Annotated in this window: 16 protein-coding genes; 12 read left to right on the forward strand and 4 right to left on the reverse strand. The window is 68.8% G+C overall.

Annotated elements, in window-relative coordinates; genetic code table 11:
• Positions 1 to 66: 66 nt before the first annotated feature.
• Positions 67 to 1,551, reverse strand: coding sequence for a carboxypeptidase M32 (locus J2X21_RS00305; protein ID WP_310323464.1), 1,485 nt, complete (start codon positions 1,549 to 1,551; stop codon positions 67 to 69).
• Entirely contained in the window at positions 1,548 to 2,045 is a 498-nt protein-coding gene (locus tag J2X21_RS00310) for a YqaA family protein (RefSeq protein ID WP_310323466.1), read from the reverse strand. Before J2X21_RS00310 ends, J2X21_RS00305 begins: the two co-directional genes overlap by 4 nt.
• A 59-nt stretch (positions 2,046 to 2,104) precedes the next feature.
• Between J2X21_RS00310 and dusB the strand changes: the two genes are divergently transcribed.
• From dusB to ruvC, 11 genes are all read left to right on the forward strand, one after another.
• Positions 2,105 to 3,154, forward strand: coding sequence for a tRNA dihydrouridine synthase DusB (dusB, locus tag J2X21_RS00315; RefSeq protein ID WP_310323468.1), 1,050 nt, complete (start codon positions 2,105 to 2,107; stop codon positions 3,152 to 3,154).
• A gap of 21 nt (positions 3,155 to 3,175) precedes the next feature.
• Positions 3,176 to 3,427 (forward strand): helix-turn-helix domain-containing protein, encoded by a 252-nt coding sequence (locus J2X21_RS00320; protein WP_310323470.1) that lies wholly within the window; start codon positions 3,176 to 3,178, stop codon positions 3,425 to 3,427.
• A 116-nt stretch (positions 3,428 to 3,543) separates the two neighbouring features.
• Entirely contained in the window at positions 3,544 to 5,121 is a 1,578-nt protein-coding gene (purH, locus tag J2X21_RS00325; RefSeq protein WP_310323472.1) for a bifunctional phosphoribosylaminoimidazolecarboxamide formyltransferase/IMP cyclohydrolase, read from the forward strand.
• 113 nt (positions 5,122 to 5,234) lie between these two features.
• Positions 5,235 to 6,644: a coniferyl aldehyde dehydrogenase gene (locus tag J2X21_RS00330; protein ID WP_310323474.1), complete on the forward strand. Its 1,410-nt coding sequence runs from the start codon at positions 5,235 to 5,237 to the stop codon at positions 6,642 to 6,644.
• Complete coding sequence (locus J2X21_RS00335; RefSeq protein ID WP_310323476.1) at positions 6,641 to 8,290, forward strand: GMC family oxidoreductase; 1,650 nt, start codon at positions 6,641 to 6,643, stop codon at positions 8,288 to 8,290. The genes J2X21_RS00330 and J2X21_RS00335 overlap by 4 nt, the downstream gene beginning before the upstream one ends.
• A gap of 2 nt (positions 8,291 to 8,292) precedes the next feature.
• A complete protein-coding gene (locus tag J2X21_RS00340) occupies positions 8,293 to 8,604 on the forward strand; it encodes an antibiotic biosynthesis monooxygenase family protein (protein ID WP_310323479.1) in 312 nt (103 codons plus the stop codon).
• A gap of 40 nt (positions 8,605 to 8,644) precedes the next feature.
• On the forward strand, positions 8,645 to 9,169 hold the full coding sequence (locus tag J2X21_RS00345) for a GNAT family N-acetyltransferase (protein WP_310323481.1): 525 nt from the start codon (positions 8,645 to 8,647) through the stop codon (positions 9,167 to 9,169).
• Positions 9,170 to 9,171: 2 nt separating this feature from the next.
• On the forward strand, positions 9,172 to 9,558 hold the full coding sequence (locus J2X21_RS00350) for a GFA family protein (RefSeq protein WP_310323482.1): 387 nt from the start codon (positions 9,172 to 9,174) through the stop codon (positions 9,556 to 9,558).
• A 40-nt stretch (positions 9,559 to 9,598) separates the two neighbouring features.
• Entirely contained in the window at positions 9,599 to 10,249 is a 651-nt protein-coding gene (locus J2X21_RS00355; protein ID WP_310323483.1) for a lysophospholipid acyltransferase family protein, read from the forward strand.
• Positions 10,249 to 11,244, forward strand: coding sequence for a phosphatidate cytidylyltransferase (locus J2X21_RS00360; protein WP_310323485.1), 996 nt, complete (start codon positions 10,249 to 10,251; stop codon positions 11,242 to 11,244). Before J2X21_RS00355 ends, J2X21_RS00360 begins: the two co-directional genes overlap by 1 nt.
• A complete protein-coding gene (gene ruvC, locus J2X21_RS00365) occupies positions 11,241 to 11,789 on the forward strand; it encodes a crossover junction endodeoxyribonuclease RuvC (RefSeq protein WP_310323488.1) in 549 nt (182 codons plus the stop codon). The genes J2X21_RS00360 and ruvC overlap by 4 nt, the downstream gene beginning before the upstream one ends.
• Before the next feature lie 196 nt (positions 11,790 to 11,985).
• Here the strand turns inward: ruvC and J2X21_RS00370 are convergent, their stop codons facing one another.
• Entirely contained in the window at positions 11,986 to 12,471 is a 486-nt protein-coding gene (locus J2X21_RS00370; protein WP_310323491.1) for a PEP-CTERM sorting domain-containing protein, read from the reverse strand.
• A gap of 11 nt (positions 12,472 to 12,482) precedes the next feature.
• Positions 12,483 to 15,560, reverse strand: coding sequence for an ExeM/NucH family extracellular endonuclease (locus tag J2X21_RS00375; protein ID WP_310323493.1), 3,078 nt, complete (start codon positions 15,558 to 15,560; stop codon positions 12,483 to 12,485).
• A 105-nt stretch (positions 15,561 to 15,665) separates the two neighbouring features.
• Between J2X21_RS00375 and J2X21_RS00380 the strand changes: the two genes are divergently transcribed.
• Entirely contained in the window at positions 15,666 to 17,081 is a 1,416-nt protein-coding gene (locus J2X21_RS00380; protein WP_310323495.1) for a sodium:solute symporter, read from the forward strand.
• The last annotated feature ends 4 nt before the right edge of the window (positions 17,082 to 17,085 follow it).

Raw genomic sequence — 17,085 nt, forward strand, 5'->3', positions numbered from 1 at the left:
GGAAGAGAGATCGTTGAACGCAATGAGCTTGGGCCGCTCCCGACGGGGCGGCCCTATTTTTTTGCGTCAGCCCAGATAGCGGGAGCGCAGATGCGCCTCGAAATGGGCCGGGTTCAGCGCCTCGCCGCTGGCGCGCCGCACCAGCTCCGGCGTCTCGAAGCGGCTGGCGTTCTGCCAGACGTTGGTGCGCAGCCAGTCGAACACCGGGCCCAGCTCGCCGCGGGCGATCTGCGCGTCAAGGTCGGGCTGCTGCGCACGCATGGTCGCGAACCACTGCGCCGCGTACATCGCGCCCAGCGTGTAGCAGGGGAAGTAGCCGAACAGCCCGGCCGGCCAGTGCACGTCCTGCATGGGGCCGTCCTTGAAGTTGCCGCGTGTGTCCAATCCCAGCAGCTCGGCCATCTTGGCGTCCCACAGCGCCGGGATGTCGTCCACCTCGGCGCCGCCCTCGATCAGTGCGCGCTCGATGTCGAAGCGCAGCAGGATGTGGGCGGGATAGGTCACCTCGTCGGCGTCCACGCGGATGTAGCCCGGCTGCACGCGCGTCAGCAGCTTGTGCAGGTTGTCGGGCGCGAACGCGGGCTGGTCGCCGAAGTGCTTGAGGAGCAGCGGCGACAGCAGGCCGGCGAACGCCGGATGACTGCCCAGCTGCATCTCGAAGGACAGGCTCTGGCTCTCGTGGATGCCCATGGAGCGCGCGCGGGCGATGGGCTGGCCCAGCAGTTCGCGCGGCAGGCCCTGCTCGTAGCGGCCGTGGCCGGTCTCGTGGATGACGCCCATCAGCGCGGGCAGGAAGTTGTCCTCGCGGTAGCGCGTGGTCATGCGCACGTCCTCGGGCACGCCCCCGCAGAACGGGTGGGTGCTTTCGTCCAGCCGGCCGGCCTGGAAGTCGAAGCCCATCAGCCGCATCGCGTCCAGCCCCAGCGCCTTCTGTGCCGCGGTGGGGAAGGGGCCCACGGGCTCGATGACGGTCTCGTGCGACTGCTTGGCGGTCACGTCGCGGATCAACCCGGGCAGCCATTGCCGCAGCGGCGCGAACGCCTGCTCCACGTCGGCCGAGCGCATGCCCGGCTCGTACAGATCCAGCAGCGCGTCGTACTTGGACACCCCCGCGCTCTGCGACAGCAGCTCGGCTTCCTGGCGGGCGATCTTCAGCACCTCGCGCAGGTTGGGCACGAAGCCGGCCCAGTCGTTGGCCGGGCGCTGCGTGCGCCAGGCGTGCTCGCAGCGGTTGTTGGCAAGGCTCTTGGCCTCCACAAGCGACTGCGGCAGTGCGTTGGCGGCGCGCCAGGCGCGGCCGATCTCGCGCAGGTTGGCGCGCTGCGTGTCGTCCAGCGGTTCGGCGGCGGCGCTGTCGAGCAGGCCCTTCAGCGCCGGGTCGGTGGCGAGCTGGTGCAGCAGGCCGTCCATCTCGGCCAGCGCGAGGCTGCGCGCTTCGTTGCCGTGGGCGGGCATGTTGGCGGCCTGGTCCCATTGGGCGATGGCCTGCAGGTGGGAGAGGCGGTGCAGGCGTTGCTGGCGGGCAGCGAGGTCTTGATAGGCAGTGGTCATGACAGCCAGGTCTCCGGAATGATCCAAATCAATGCGGCGGTGTAGAGAACGAAGCGCAGCAGCTTGCCCAGCGCCATCCAGCCCACGCAGGGCCAGAACGGCAGCTTGAGCCAGCCGGCCACGGCGCACAGCGGGTCGCCCACCAGGGGCAGCCAGCTCATCACGCAGGCCTTGGGGCCAAAATGCTGCAGCCAGCGCATCGCCCGCGAATGCCGGGGCTCGTGATGCTGCACCGCTTCGACGGCGCGCTCGATGCCGTAGCCCATCCACCACGACACCGCGCCACCCAGCGTGTTGCCGAGCGTGGCGATGGCGATGACGGGCCAGAACATGCCCGGATCGGCCTTGACGACGAGGAAGACGGCGGGTTCCGAGCCTAGCGGCAGCAGCGTCGCCGAGACGAAAGTGATGATGAAGACGGCGACCAGCCCCACCTGCGGCAGCGCCAGCGCGGCGAGCAGGTCGGTGATGAATTGGGCGAGCCAGGTTTCCATGGCCGGATTGTCGGTTTGCCGGCTCGTTACAATCCCGCCTCTTTTTTAAGCAGAACCTCGTGCAGATCGGTCCCCACTCCCTACCCAACGCGCTGTTCGTCGCGCCGATGGCCGGAGTCACGGACCGACCGTTCCGCCAGCTGTGCCGGCGCCTGGGTGCGGGCTATGCGGTCAGCGAGATGGTCACGTCGCGCAAGGAGCTGTGGAACAGCCTGAAGACCTCGCGCCGTGCCGACCATGCCGGCGAGCCCGGCCCCATCGCCGTGCAGATCGCCGGCACCGACGCGGCCATGATGGCCGAGGCCGCGGCCTACAACGTCGACCGCGGTGCGCAGATCATCGACATCAACATGGGCTGCCCGGCCAAGAAGGTCTGCAACAAGTGGGCGGGCTCGGCGCTGATGCGCAACGAGGCGCTGGCGCTGGAGATCGTCGAGGCGGTGGTGGCCATTGCCGCGCCGCGCGGCGTGCCGGTCACGCTGAAGATGCGCACCGGCTGGAGCGCCGATGAACGCAACGCGCTGCGGCTGGCCCGGATCTTCGAATCCGCCGGCATCGCGATGCTGACCATCCATGGCCGCACGCGCGAGCAGGGCTACAAGGGCCTGGCCGAGTACGACACCATCGCCGCGGTGAAGGCCGCGCTGGCGATTCCCGTCGTCGCCAATGGCGACATCGATTCGCCCGAGAAGGCTCGCGACGTGCTGGCCTACACCCAGGCCGACGCGCTGATGATCGGCCGCGCCGCGCAGGGCCGCCCGTGGATCTTCCGCGAGGTGTCGCACTTTCTGGCGACGGGGGAACACCTGGCCGCGCCCACTGTCACCGAGGCGCGCGACGTGCTGACCGAACACCTGCACGATCACTACGGCCTGTACGGCGAGCAGAGCGGCGTGCGCAGCGCGCGCAAGCACATCGGCTGGGCCGTGCGCGGCCTGCCGGGCGGCGAGGCATTCCGCCAGCACATGAACACCCTGGAGCGCTGCGAAGAGCAGTTGCAGGCGCTCCGCGACTGGTTCGACGAACTCGGCCAGACCCACGACCGGCTGCCGCCCACCGCGGCCGCCAACGACGAAGACGAGCAGGCCGACGAGGCCTGTGCCGCCTGAGAGAACAACAAAGCTCCTGTCATGAGTGCCCAGAAGAACACCACCCCGCCCAACCCCATCGACGCCTGCGTGCGCGACAACCTCGAAGCCTTCTTCCGTGACCTCGACGGCCAGGAGCCGCACTCGATGCACGAGATGCTGATCAAGCTGGTGGAGAAGCCGCTGTTCGAGATCGTCATGCGCGAAGCCGGCGGCAACCAGAGCAAGGCGGCGCAATGGCTGGGCATCAACCGCAACACGCTGCGCCGCAAGCTGACGGATCACAACTTGTAAGACCTTGCGGGTTGGACCTTTGAGCGCAGCGAAAAGCTCCGACCCCAACTGATTAACCCTTGCGGGTTGGACCTTCGAGCGCAGCGAGAAGCTCCGACCTCAACTGACCAAGAACCATGGCACTGACCGCACTCCTCTCCGTCTCCGACAAGACCGGCATTCTCGAATTCGCCAAGGAGCTGCACGCCCTCGGCGCCAAGCTGCTGTCCACCGGCGGCACCGCCAAGCTGCTGGCCGACGCCGGCCTGCCCGTCACCGAAGTGGCCGAGCACACCGGCTTCCCGGAAATGATGGACGGCCGCGTGAAGACGCTGCACCCCAAGATCCACGGCGGCCTGCTGGCGCGCTCCGACCTGCCCGAGCACGTGGCGGCGATGGACAAGCACGGCATCACGCGCATCGACATCCTGGCCGTCAACCTCTATCCGTTCGAGGCCACCGTGGCCAAGCCTGGCTGCACGCTGGAAGACGCCATCGAGAACATCGACATCGGCGGCCCGGCCATGGTGCGCAGCGCGGCCAAGAACTGGAAGGACGTGACGGTGCTGACCGACGCCGCCCAGTACGCCGCCGTGCTGGCCGAGCTGAAGGCCAACGGCAAGACCAGCGACAAGACCCGCTTCGCCGCGTCCGTCGCCGCGTTCAACCGCATCGCGCAGTACGACGCCGCCATCAGCAACTACCTGTCCGCGTTGAACGAAGACGGCAGCCACGCCGAGTACCCGGCGCAGATGAACTCCACCTTCGTGAAGGTGCAGGACCTGCGCTACGGCGAGAACTCGCACCAGACTGCCGCGCTGTACCGCGACCTGTTCCCGGCGCCCGGCTCTCTGGTCACGGGCAAGCAACTGCAGGGCAAGGAACTCTCGTACAACAACATCGCCGACGCCGACGCGGCCTGGGAATGCGTGAAGAGCTTTGACACGCCGGCCTGCGTCATCGTCAAGCACGCCAACCCTTGCGGCGTGGCCGTGGGCGTGAACCCGGCCGAGGCCTACAGCAAGGCCTTCAAGACCGACCCCACCAGCGCCTTCGGCGGCATCATCGCGTTCAATCGCGAGGTAGACGGCGCGGCCGCCCAGCTGGTCAGCAAGCAGTTCGTCGAAGTGCTGATGGCTCCGAGCTTCAGCGCCGAGGCGCTGGAGGTCTTCAAGGGCAAGGTCAATGTGCGCCTGCTGCAGATCGCACTGCCGCCGGGCGGTGCCCGCCCGTGGGACCAGGGCCGCAACGCTGGCGACAGCAAGCGCGTGGGCTCGGGCCTGCTGCTGCAGACCGCCGACAACCATTTCCTGAAGCGTGAAGACCTGAAGGTCGTCACCACGCTGAAGCCGACCGAGCAGCAGCTCGATGATCTGATGTTCGCGTGGACCGTGGCGCAGTACGTGAAGAGCAACGCCATCGTGTTCTGCGGCGGTGGCATGACGCTGGGCGTCGGTGCCGGCCAGATGAGCCGCCTGGACTCGGCCCGCATCGCGTCCATCAAGGCGCAGCACGCCAGCTTGAGTCTGGCCGGCTCGGCCGTCGCCAGCGACGCCTTCTTCCCGTTCCGCGACGGTCTGGACGTGCTGGCCGACGCCGGTGCCACCTGCGTCATCCAGCCGGGTGGCTCGATGCGCGACGACGAGGTCATCGCGGCGGCCAACGAGCGTGGCATTGCCATGGTTCTGACCGGCGTCCGTCATTTCCGGCATTGACCCCCTGTCGCCTGGGCGACTAGACGCAGGCCTCTAGTCCAGGGCCGCCCCGCTTGGGCGGCCCACCAGTTGCGGTTAGCCTTCCGGATCAGATCTAGATCCGGAGACAGCCCATGGACACCGCATTGCAGGAACGCCTGCACCTGGCGCTGACACTGCAGCGCCGCGCCTTCGAGGCCGAGCGCATGCCCTCGTACGAGGTGCGCCGCGACCGCCTGGAGCGGCTGCTGAAGATGACGCGCCAGCACGGTGACGCGCTCGCCGCGGCGATGGCGCAGGACTTCGGCCACCGGGCCCGCCAGGAGTCGCTGCTGGCCGACGTGTTCACCGTCGAGTCCGGCGCGCGCCATGCGCTCAAGCACCTGCGCCGCTGGATGAAGGCCAGGCGCGTCGCGACGCCGCTGCACTTCCTGCCCGGTCGCAACGTGCTGATGCGCCAACCGCTGGGTGTCGTGGGCGTCGTGTCGCCCTGGAACTATCCGTACTACCTGGCCATGGAGCCGGCCGTCGCCGCACTGGCCGCGGGCAACCGCGTGCTGATCAAGCCGTCGGAGCTGACGCCCGCGACGAGCGAGCTGATGGCCCGCATCGTCACCGAGCACTTCCGGCCCGACGAGATGCTGGTCATCACCGGCGACGCCGAGGTCGGCAAGGCCTTCACGACGCTGCCGTTCGACCACCTGTTCTTCACCGGTTCCACGGCCGTGGGTCGCCACGTGGCGCAGGCCGCGGCCAAGAACCTGACGCCGGTGACGCTGGAGCTGGGCGGCAAGTCGCCCGCCATCGTGGACCGCAGCGCGGACGTGGCGCTCACCGCGTCGCGGCTGGCCTTCGGCAAGCTCTTCAATGCGGGCCAGACCTGCGTGGCGCCCGACTACCTGCTGGTGCCGCGCGAGATGGTGGAGCCGCTGTCGCAGCAGATCCTGGACCACATGCGCCGCATGTACCCGACCATCGCCGGCAACGCCGACTACACCAGCATCGCCACGCCGCGCCATTTCGCGCGGCTGCAAGGCCTGCTGGACGACGCGAAGGACCGCGGCGCCCGCGTGTTGCGCAGCCACGAGGAACGCCCCGACGACCGCCGCCTGGTGCCCGCCGTGCTGCTGGACGTGCCGGCGGACGCCACCGTCATGCAGGAGGAGATCTTTGGCCCGCTGCTGCCCGTGGTGGCGTACGACCAGGTTGACGAAGCGCTGGCCCACGTCAACCGTGGCGACCGGCCGCTGGCGCTGTACTGGTTCGGCAGCGACGCCAGCGCGCGCGACCGCGTGATGCGCGAGACGCATGCGGGCGGCGTGACCATCAACGACTGCATCTGGCACCTGGGCCAGGAGGAGCAGCCCTTCGGTGGCGTCGGCGCCAGCGGCATGGGTGCGTACCACGGCGAATGGGGCTTTCGCACCTTCAGCAAGGAGAAGCCGCTGTTCATCCAGTCGCGCCTTGCCGGCACCAAGCTGTTCCAGCCGCCCTACGGCGCCACGTTCGAGCGCCTGCTGGGCCTGTTGAAGAAGCTGCCATGACCGACACCCCACGCTTCGACGAGACGCATGACGTCATCGTCATCGGCGGCGGCTCCTCCGGCTCGGCGCTGGCCGGCCGCCTGAGCGAAGACCCCGACACTCAGGTGCTGGTTTTGGAGGCCGGTGCCGACGTCAACAACTGGCTGGGCACCGTGCCCACGGCCGCCGTGCTGATGGTGCCCAGCAAGCTGCACAACTACGCATTCGAGACCGTGCCGCAGCCAGGCCTGAATGGCCGCCGCGGCTACGTGCCGCGCGGCAAGATGCTGGGCGGCTCGTCGGGCATCAACGCGATGGTCTACACGCGCGGCCAGCGCGAGGACTACGACGAGTGGGCCGCTTTAGGCAACTCCGGCTGGGGCTGGAACGACGTGCTGCCGTTCTTCGTCAAGAGCGAGAGCAACGACACCTTCGGCGCACCGTTGCACGGCCGTGACGGCCCGCTGAAGGTGAGCCAGCTGCGCTCCGACAACCCGCTGCAGGCGGCATGGCTGGCGGCCGGTCGCGAAGCGGGCCACATCATCACGAACGACTTCAACGGCGAGTCGCAGGAAGGCATCGGCATCTACCAGGTCACGCAGGACCGCGGCGAGCGCTGCAGCGCCGCGCGCGCCTATCTGCGGCCACACCTGGACCGACCCAACCTGCGCGTCACCGTGCAGGCGCAGGTGCAGCGCGTGCTGTTCGACGGTCGCCGCGCGGTGGGCGTGGAGGTGAAGGTGGGCGGCCAGCTGCGCCGGCTGCAGGCGCGGCGCGAGGTCGTGCTGGCCGCGGGCGCCATCCAGTCGCCGCAGCTGCTGATGCTGTCCGGCGTGGGCGATGCGGCACAGCTGCAGCAGCATGGCATCCCGGTGCTGCACCACCTGCCCGGCGTGGGCGCCAACCTGCAGGACCACCCCGACTTCGTGTTCGGCATGCGCACCAGCAGCCTGCACACCTTCGGCCTGTCGCTGCGCGGCGGCCTGGCCTTCTGGCGGGCGCTGCGCCGCTACCGCACCGAGCGCCGCGGCATGCTGACCAGCAACTTCGCCGAGGGCGGCGGCTTCCTGCGCAGCAGCGCCGCGCAGCAGCGACCCGACGTGCAGTTGCACCTCGTCGTCGCCGGCGTGGAAGACCATGCCCGCAAGCTGGGGTGGGGCCATGGCCTGTCCTGCCACATGTGCCTGCTGCGCCCGCAAAGCCGCGGCACGCTGAAGCTGGCCAGCCGCGACGTGAATGCGGCGCCGCTGATCGACCCCGCGTTCTTCCAACATCCCGACGACCTCGCGCAGATGGTGGACGGCTTCAAGCTGACCCGCGCGCTGCTGCGCCAGCCGTCGCTGCGCGCGCACTGGCAGCGCGAGATGTGGAACACCGACCTCGCGTCGGATGCCGACATCGAGGCGCTGCTGCGCCAGCGCACCGACACCATCTACCACCCGGTGGGCACCTGCAGGATGGGCAGCGACGACATGGCCGTCGTCGACGCCCGGCTGCGCGTGCATGGCCTGCTGGGGCTGCGCGTGGTGGACGCATCCATCATGCCCACGCTGATCAGCGGCAACACGAACGCGCCGGCCATGATGATCGGCGAGAAGGCCGCGCAGATGATGCGGGCCGAAGCGCACGAACCTCTGTCGGCATCCCCGCTGGCTCAGGCCGCCTGACGATGATCCTGGAGATCGCCCAGCTGCAGGTGCGGCCTGGCCAGTCGGCGGACTTCGAGGCCGCGTTTGCCGAGGCGCAGACCATCATCGCGTCCATGCCAGGCTATCTGGGGCATGAGCTGCAGTGCTGCATCGAGCGCGCCGAGCACTACATGCTTCTGGTGCGCTGGGAAAGCGTCGCGCACCACGAGCAGGGCTTCCGCCAGTCCGAGGGCTATCAGCGCTGGCGGCAGCTGCTGCACCACTTCTACGATCCCTTTCCCACCGTGCTGCACTACAAGCGGGTGGCCGGCCCCGGCTTGCACAACGATTGAGCGGTGCGAACATCGGTTCTCCGTCACCGCTGTTCCGTTCATGTCCGTCGTCATCCGTCCCGCCCTTCTCGAAGATGCACCGGCTCTGGCGCGCTTTGCCGCCCAGGCCTTCACCGACACCTACCGCGGCCTGGACGATGAGCAGGAGATCGCCGACTACGTGGCCGAGCATTTCCCGGCCGACGTGATGGCCGGCGTCATCGCCGACCCGGCCTGCACGACGTTGTTGGCCTGGGTGGGCGACGAGCTGGCCGGCTATGCGATGCTCAGCGCCCAGCCCGCGCCCGGCTGCGTGAGCGGACCGGACCCGCTGAAACTGTGGCGGCTGTACCTGGGCCAGGGCTTCATCGGGCAGGGCCTGGGTGCGCGGCTGATGGCGGCGGTGCATGCGCGGGCACATGGGCAGGGCGCGCGGACGCTGTGGTTGAGCGTCTACGACCGCAATGTGCGCGCGGTGCGCTTCTACGAGCGCTTCGGCTTTGCGCAGGTCGGCAACAGCGAGTTCCTGTTTGGCGGCCGCGTCTACATCGACCCCATCTACGCCACGGCGGTGCAAGGAGAGTGAGCATGATCGAAGGTTCCTGTCTGTGCGGCGGCGTGCGCTGGCGTTTTGACGGTCAGCCCGACGGCGCCACCGCCTGCAACTGCACGGCCTGCCGCCGCTACGGCACGCTGTGGGCCTACGACTTCGTGGACGAGGGCATCCACGTGACGGGCACCACGCAGGCCTATGTGCGCGGCCGCGCCCTGGAGTTCCACTTCTGCCCGACCTGCGGCTGCGTGACGCACTGGCGCGGCCTGCGGCTGGAGGACGGCAAGCGCCGCATTGCAGTGAATCTGCGCCTGGCGGAGCCCGAGGTCGTGGCCGCCATCCCCATCGACCATTTCGACGGCTTCGACAGCTTCGACGACCTGCCCCGCGACGGCCGCTGCGTGAAGGACTACTGGTTCTGACGGACCAGCCCGCTGCAGCGGCGTCGCGATAATCCCGACCATGACGCCAGCCGCCTTCACCGGCCAGTTGCTTGCCTTCATCGCCCGGCTCATCACGGGCGCGCAAGGCCACTGGAAGGGCTGCCCGCCACAAGCCGAGCAGCGCATCTACATCGCCAACCACCAGAGCCATTTCGACCTCGTGTTGATCTGGGCCGCCTTCCCGCACGAGCTGCGCGCGCAGACGCGTGCCATCGCGGCCAAGGACTACTGGACCAAGAGCGCGCTGCGGCGTTGGCTGACGACCGAGGTCTTCAACGCCATCTACGTCAGCCGCACCCGCGCCAACCCCGACGAAGACCCGCTGGAGCCGCTGGTCGAGGCGCTGGCCAATGGCGACTCGCTGGTCATCTTTCCCGAAGGCACGCGCTCCAGCAAGGGCAATCCGCAGCCGTTCAAGAGCGGCATCTTCCATCTGGCCCAGCAGTTCCCGCATGTGCAGCTGATCCCGACCTGGATAGACAACGTGCAGCGCGTCATGCCCAAGGGCGAAGTCGTGCCGGTGCCCATCCTGTGCACGGTGACCTTCGGTGCACCCATCCAGCTGATGGACGGCGAGAGCAAAGCCGACTTCCTGTGCCGTGCCCGCGAGGCGGTCATGGAGCAGCGCCCCGACCCCGAGTACGTTGGCCGCGAAGAGGGCGACGACTGATGCGCTGGCTCAAGTCTCTTTCCGCCAGCGAGCAGGTGGCGCTGCTGTTCGTCGTGCTGTTCGGCTTCCTGATGCTGCTGACGCTGGGCCTGTTCCTGAACTCGCTGCGCGAGCGCGCCGACGAGGACGCCCGCCGCCAGTCCGAGCTGACCTGGGCGCGCGTGCGCAGCGACCTGCGCGCCGCGTGGATAGGCGGCTGCATGTTCTGGGTCGCGTGGATCTCGGGCCCGCTGGGCGCCACGCTGCTGTTCGCGCTGTTCTCGTTCCTCGCGCTGCGCGAGTTCATCACCCTCGTGCACACGCAGCGCAGCGACCACCGCACGCTGATCGTCGCGTTCTTCGTGCTGCTGCCGGTGCAGTACATGATCTGCGGCACGCGCTTCTTCGACCTGTTCACGGTGTTCCTGCCGGTCTACGGCTTCCTCGTGCTGCCCATCGTCAGCGCGCTGGCCGACGACCCGCGTCGCTACCTGGAGCGCAACGCCAAGATCCAGTGGGGCGTCATGGTTTGCGTCTACGGCCTGTCGCATGCGCCGGCGCTGCTTCTGCTGGACTTCCCCGGCTACACCGGCCGCGGCGCCTTCCTGCTGTTTTTCCTGGTCATGGTGGTGGCCGCCTCGCAGATCGCGCAGGAGATCGCCACCCGCACCATGCGCCGCCGCCCCGTGGCGCGGCGCATCAGCCGCAGCTTCTCGATGCGTGCGTGGTGGATAGGCACGCTGACCGGCGCGCTGGCCGGCGGGCTGCTGTTCTGGATCACGCCGTTCAAGGCCGGCCAGGCGCTGGTGATGGCCTTCGTCACCGCGGCGGCTGCAGGCTTCGGCGGCCTGGTCATGAAGGCGCTGAAGAAGGATGCCGGCGTGCTGTACTGGGGCAACCGCAGCTCCATCACCGGCGCCGTGGGCCTGCTGGACCGCATCGCCGTGCTGTGCTTTGCGGCCCCGGTGCTGTTCCATTCGGTGCGCTGGTACTTCCAGCTGCCGCTGTACCGATGAGGATTCTCGGCATCGACCCGGGCCTGCAGACGACGGGCTTCGGCGTCATCGACGCCGACGGCCCGCGCCTCGCCTATGTGGCCAGCGGCACGATCAAGACCAACAGCGTCGCGGTAGGCGACCTGCCCGGGCGGCTGAAGATCCTGTACGACGGCATCCGCGAGGTCGTGTCGCGCTACCAGCCGCAGTGCGCGGCGGTGGAGATCGTGTTCGTCAACGTGAACCCGCAGTCCACGCTGCTGCTGGGCCAGGCACGCGGTGCGGCGCTGACGGCGCTGGTGTCCGCTGACCTGGCCGTCAGCGAGTACACCGCCGTGCAGATGAAGAAGGCCGTTGCCGGCCACGGGCAGGCCAAGAAGGAGGCCGTGCAGGCCATGGTGCAGCGGCTGCTGAACCTGCCGGGCGTGCCGGGCAAGGACGCGGCCGACGCGCTGGGCCTGGCCATCATGCATGCCCATGCGCGCGTCAGCTTCGAGGCGATGGGCCGCAGCACGACACTGAACCGCCGCCAGCACGCGATGTTCAAGGGCGGAAGGACTTTTTGACCCCTCGCCCAATCGCGCCGCGCTGGACGCGGGCGCGCTTGGTCGGTCCCCCGAGGGGACGGCGATGCTTGCGGCATTGAGCCGCAAGCACATCGCCAGGCGGGCCGGCTTGGGGCGGCCCGGCGCTCGGCCCGGAAGCGCGAAGACAAAAGAAACGGCCCGCTGCGAGCGGGCCGTTGAACGAGCGTGAAGGCGTTCAGGCCTGACGGCGGCGGCGCGCGAACAAGCCGCCACCCAGCGCGGCCAGCACCAGCGCGTAGCTGGCGGGTTCCGGCACCGTGGCCGCGGCGTCCAGCGTCAGCGTGCCGTAGGCCTCGCCGGCCGCGGTCAGGTGGGTGAAGTAGCTCGCGCCGAAGAAGGACTGCAGGTCCAGCGAACCGCCGGTCGTCAGCGCCACCGTGGCCACGGGCCCACTCAGCGAACCGAAATCGAACTGCACGTAGGCGCTGGAAGCGTCCGCCAGCGTGTAGGTCTGGCCCAGGAACGTGAAGTTCAGCGAGGTCAGCGTGAACGCGCCGTCGGAGCCGCCGGCAGCGACCTCGGCGTCGCTGAACGAGAAGCTGCCGGTCAGCACTTCGACCGTGGGGTCGTTGTCAAAGGTGCCGGCGATCGCGTAGGTGCCCGCGTGGGCGGAGGCGGCCAGGGCCAGGGCGGTCAGGGCGAATGCGGTGGTGCGGATCATGTTTTTCTTCCTCAGAACTTGAAGCTGGACGCGTTGATGGCGGTGCAGGACACGCCCTTGAGCTGCAAGAAGGCCTTGGGCTTGGTCGCGCCGGCGCTGCCGTCGGTGTCGATGTTGATGATGGCGCCCGCTGCGTTGGCCGTGCAGCTCACATGGCCGGTGGCCAGCGGGGCGGCGCTGCTGATACCTGCGACCGCCAGCAGGCGGGTCAGCACCAGCGTGTCGACACCGGGCTTGAAGTCGGTGATGACGTCGCCGGCGTCCAGCATGCTGCCGTAGACGAACTGGTTGCTGCCGGCGCCGCCAGTCAGCGTGTCGGCACCGGCGCCGCCCTCGATGATGTCGTCGCCGGCGGTGCCAACGATCGTGTCGCGGCCGCTGGTGCCCGACACGGCCTTGACGAGGTTCAGGCCGATCAGCATCGGGTCATGGTCGGACGCGCGGAACAGCGTGGGCTGGTACCAGTCGTTGCCGGTGGCCTTGTCCTCGGTGTTGTAGTCGGCCCATTCCGGCTCGTCGGCATTGATGTGCCAGCTGGTCGCGCCGGTCACCTTGGCGGCCACGCTGGCGGTGCCCAGGCCATGGTCCAGGCGACCGGCGTTGGCGTCGAACACATAGCTGTAGTCGGCTGGGTCGAACTTGCTCACCAGGTCCACGAGGCCGCCGGTGGTCAGCAGCTCGATGGGGTCTTCCTTCGCGTAGGCGTTGAAGTCGCCGATCAGGATGACGTCCTCGGTCGTGGCCGTGGCCTTGATGGTGGGCAGCCAGTCCAGCAGGCGCTGGGCCTGCTGCTGACGCTGCAGGTTCCAGCAGCCCTGCAGGTCGCCGGTGTCGCCGTTGGCGCCGCTGCCGCAGCTGCCCTTGGACTTCAGGTGGTTGACGGCGACGGCGAACTTCTCGCCATTGGGCGCGACGAAGCCCTGCGCGAAGGTCGGGCGGTTGTTGATGCCGTTGGTGTCGGCCATCGACGGGCCCATCAGCGCCAGCTTGCCCGGCTTGTAGATCATCGCGACGCGGATCGCGTCCGTGCCCGTGCCGCTACCGCCGGCGGAGATGACGGTGGGCAGCGGCACGGCGGCATAGGTGCCGGCGCCGAGCTGGGCGTTCAGCCCGTCCACCAGGTTCTGCACGGCGAAATTGCTGGCGTTGTTCTGGATCTCCATCAGGCCCACGACGTCGGCGTTCAGACCCGACAGCGCGGCCAGGATCTTGGTGCGCTGGCGATTGAACTCGGCCAGCGAGTTCGCGCCGCGGCAGTCGCTGCCGCAGCTGGGGCTGCCGGCCACGAAGGCGCCACCGCTGCCGCTGGTGAAGAAGTTCAGCACGTTGGCGCTGGCGACCTTGATGTTGCCGCCGACGGCCGGCGGTGCGGCCGGGCGGCCGGCAGTGCGGGCGAACACCGGCGCGGCGGCCGGGTGGATCTTGTACGACAGCGGGCCGCTGGCCGAGTCGGTGGACGGGCCGAAGTCGACGACGCCGACGACGTCGCTGACCGTGTCGCCACCGCGCACCGTGCCGTCCTGCCACAGGTAGGGCGTGGGGTTGGGGAACTTCAGCGAGCTGCCGTCGTCCAGCACGATGCTGCGCGCGAGGTTGGCGGCCTGCAGCGCGTTCGCCGCGGCGCCCGGGCGCATCACGTTGGTCGGGTTCAGCGTGCGGCCACCGGCCGACACGGTCAGCTGGCCGTAGCTGCCGACGAAGTTGGTCTGGTTGACGGTCAGCGCATCAGTGATGCGCACCAGCATGCCTTCGTAGCGCTCCATGTCGGCCTGCGCGGTGTGCGCGGCAAGACTCACGTCCACCGCCGGCGGCAGTGCGTTGCCCGAGCTCAGCACGGTGATGGCGGACACGCTGCTCAACTCGGTCAGCGGATTGGCCAGGCTGGCCGCGCTGCTGGACACCGAGTACTCCTGGACCTTGGCCGACACGGTCACGCGGTCGCCGACGGCCACGGTGGGCGCGGTGCTGGTGAAGACGAAGATGCCGTCCGACGTCGCGGCATCGCCGTCGCCGATCGGGTCCTGCAGGTAGAAGCCGTTGTTGATCAGCTGCGTGACGACGCCGCTGGTGGTCACGCTGGCGCCGTCCATCGTGCTCTTGGCGCCCGAGCCCTGGATGGCCGGGATGCTGACGATGCCGGACACTGCCAGCTTGAACGAGCAGCTGGCGGTCTGCGCCTCGTCGTTGTCCCACTTCAGGCCGAGGTTGTAGTTGCCGGCGGCCAGCGTGCTGGAGACCGTGAAGGACTGCGTCGCGGCCACGTCGTCGCCGGTGGAGGCGACGAAGCTGTCCAGCGCCACGCCCGCGGGCAGGCTGCCGACGACCGTGGCCGTCGTGATGCGGCTGTCGGCGTCCTTGGCGCTGACCGTGAAGCCGGACGCGGTGCCCGACACGGCGACCTGGTCGCCACAGCTGGTCACGATGGGAGCGTTGGGCGGTGTACCGCCGCCAGAGCAGACGGCGAAGGCGCTGGCCTTGTTGCGCGGCGCCGGCGTGCCGGTGGCGAAGTCGGCGGCGTTGTTGTCGGTGTCGGTGCAGCCGTTGGCGGCACGGAAGGCGGCCAGCGTCGTCGAGATGGTGGGCGTCGGGCCCGTGCCTTCGAAGAAGTTGGCCGTGGAGCCGAAGCCGACCAGGTCCTCGATCAGCGCCAGCTGCTCGGGGGAGCAGACGCTGCTGCCGCCGTTGCAGCCCAGCGACGTGGTCTGCTTGACCAGTGCCACCTTGCCGGCCCCTGCGGCCATCGCGATGGAGCCCGAAGCGTCGTGCGCGGGCATCGCCGCGCCCACGCTGCCGCCGGCCATGCGCACCAGGTAGAACTGCCCCGGCTCCAGCGTGCCGGACAGCGCGACCAGGTTGCCGCTGGCGCCCAGCGCGCCGGTGCCCGTCGCGCTGGCGTACTGCACCGTCCAGCCCGCAAGGTTGACGGTGCTGGCGCTGCGGTTGTGCAACTCCACGTAGTCGTGCGTCAGCAAGGCCCCGCCGTTGCCGCCGGCGCCGTAGACCTGGCTGATGACGACATTGCCTGCGGCCAGCGCGGCGGGCGCGGCAAACGCCGCGGCAAGAAGAGCTACCAGGGGTCGGAGTTGCATGACGGATTAGTAAAAATTGCCCAAAACGGGGCGCATCGTAGAGATGCTTCGTGACGATTTGATCCACCCGGTTCGTGGGGGTGGCGTGAGGCATGATCCCGGCCCATGTCGCCTGCACTGCTTTTGATCGGGGTTCTCACTTATTTCGCCCTGCTGTTGGTACTGGCGAGGTGCGTCTCGCACGGTTCCGGGGCCGAGGGTTTCTACGTGGGAGGCAGGGAAAGTCCCTGGCCGGTCGTCGCGTTCGGAATGATCGGGACGTCGCTTTCCGGCGTCACCTTCATCAGCGTGCCGGGCTCGGTGGCGGCCAACGGCTTCACCTACCTGCAGATCGTCATCGGTCAGCTGTTCGGCTATGCCGTCATCGCCTTCGTGCTGCTGCCGGCCTATCACCGGCTGAAACTGGCCTCCATCTACGGCCTGCTGGGCGAACGCCTGGGAACGGCGGCGCAGCGGCTGGGCTCGGCCTACTTCCTGCTGAGCCGCACGCTGGGCGCGACGGCGCGGCTCTACCTCGTCGTCGCCGTGCTGCACACGCTGATCCTGCAACCGCTGGGCGTGCCTTTCGCCGTCGGCGCGGCGGTGGTGCTGGTGATGATCCTGCTCTACACGGTGGAGGGCGGCGTGAAGGCGCTGGTGTGGACGGACACGCTGCAGACCGCCGGCATGCTGACGGGGCTGTTCGTCTGCATCGCGCTGCTGTGGCATACCGACGCGCTGGCCCAACTGGATGCCGCGGGCCTGAGCCGCGTCTGGGTGGGCGACGCTATGAGCCGCGACTTCTCCGTGAAGGCGCTGCTCGCCGGCATGTTCATCGCGATCGCGATGACAGGGCTGGACCAGGAAATGATGCAGAAGAGCCTGTCGGTGGCGAAGCTGCGCGACGCGCAGAAGAACCTGCTGGTGCTGGCCGTGCTCATGCTGGTGGTCGTTGGCGCCTTCCTGCTGCTGGGCGGGCTGCTGACGCTGTTCGCCCAGGCCCAGGGCCTCACCGCCAAGGGTGACGCGCTGTTCCCCACCGTCGTCATGCAGCACCTGCCGGCCTGGGTGCAGATCGTGTTCGTGCTGGCGCTGGTGTCGGCGCTGCTGCCCAGCGCCGACGGCGCGCTGACCGCGCTGACGGCCAGCACCTGCCTGGACCTGCTGCGCGTGCCGCGCGAGGACACCCGCACGCGCCAGCGCGTGCACTACGGCTTCGCGCTGCTGTTCCTCGTGCTGGTGCTGGGCTTCAAGGCGCTGGACAGCACCAGCATGATCTACCTGATCCTGAAGCTGGCCGGCTACACCTACGGCCCGCTGCTGGGTCTGTTCGCGTTCGCGATGTTCACGCCGCGGCCGGTGTCGGGCCGCGCGCTGGTGGCCGTTTGCCTGATCGCGCCGGCGCTGTGTGCGGTGCTGGACTTTGGGCAGCCCTGGGGCGGCTATCAGATCGGGCTGGAGCTGCTGTTGCTGAACGGGCTGCTGACGTGGGCGGGATTACGGCTTGCAGCGTGTGCGCACCGCACGGCCGACAGCCACTGAGCCA

The sequence above is a fragment of the Roseateles asaccharophilus genome (assembly GCF_031458115.1).
Classification (GTDB): Bacteria; Pseudomonadota; Gammaproteobacteria; order Burkholderiales; family Burkholderiaceae_C; genus Pelomonas; species Pelomonas asaccharophilus_A.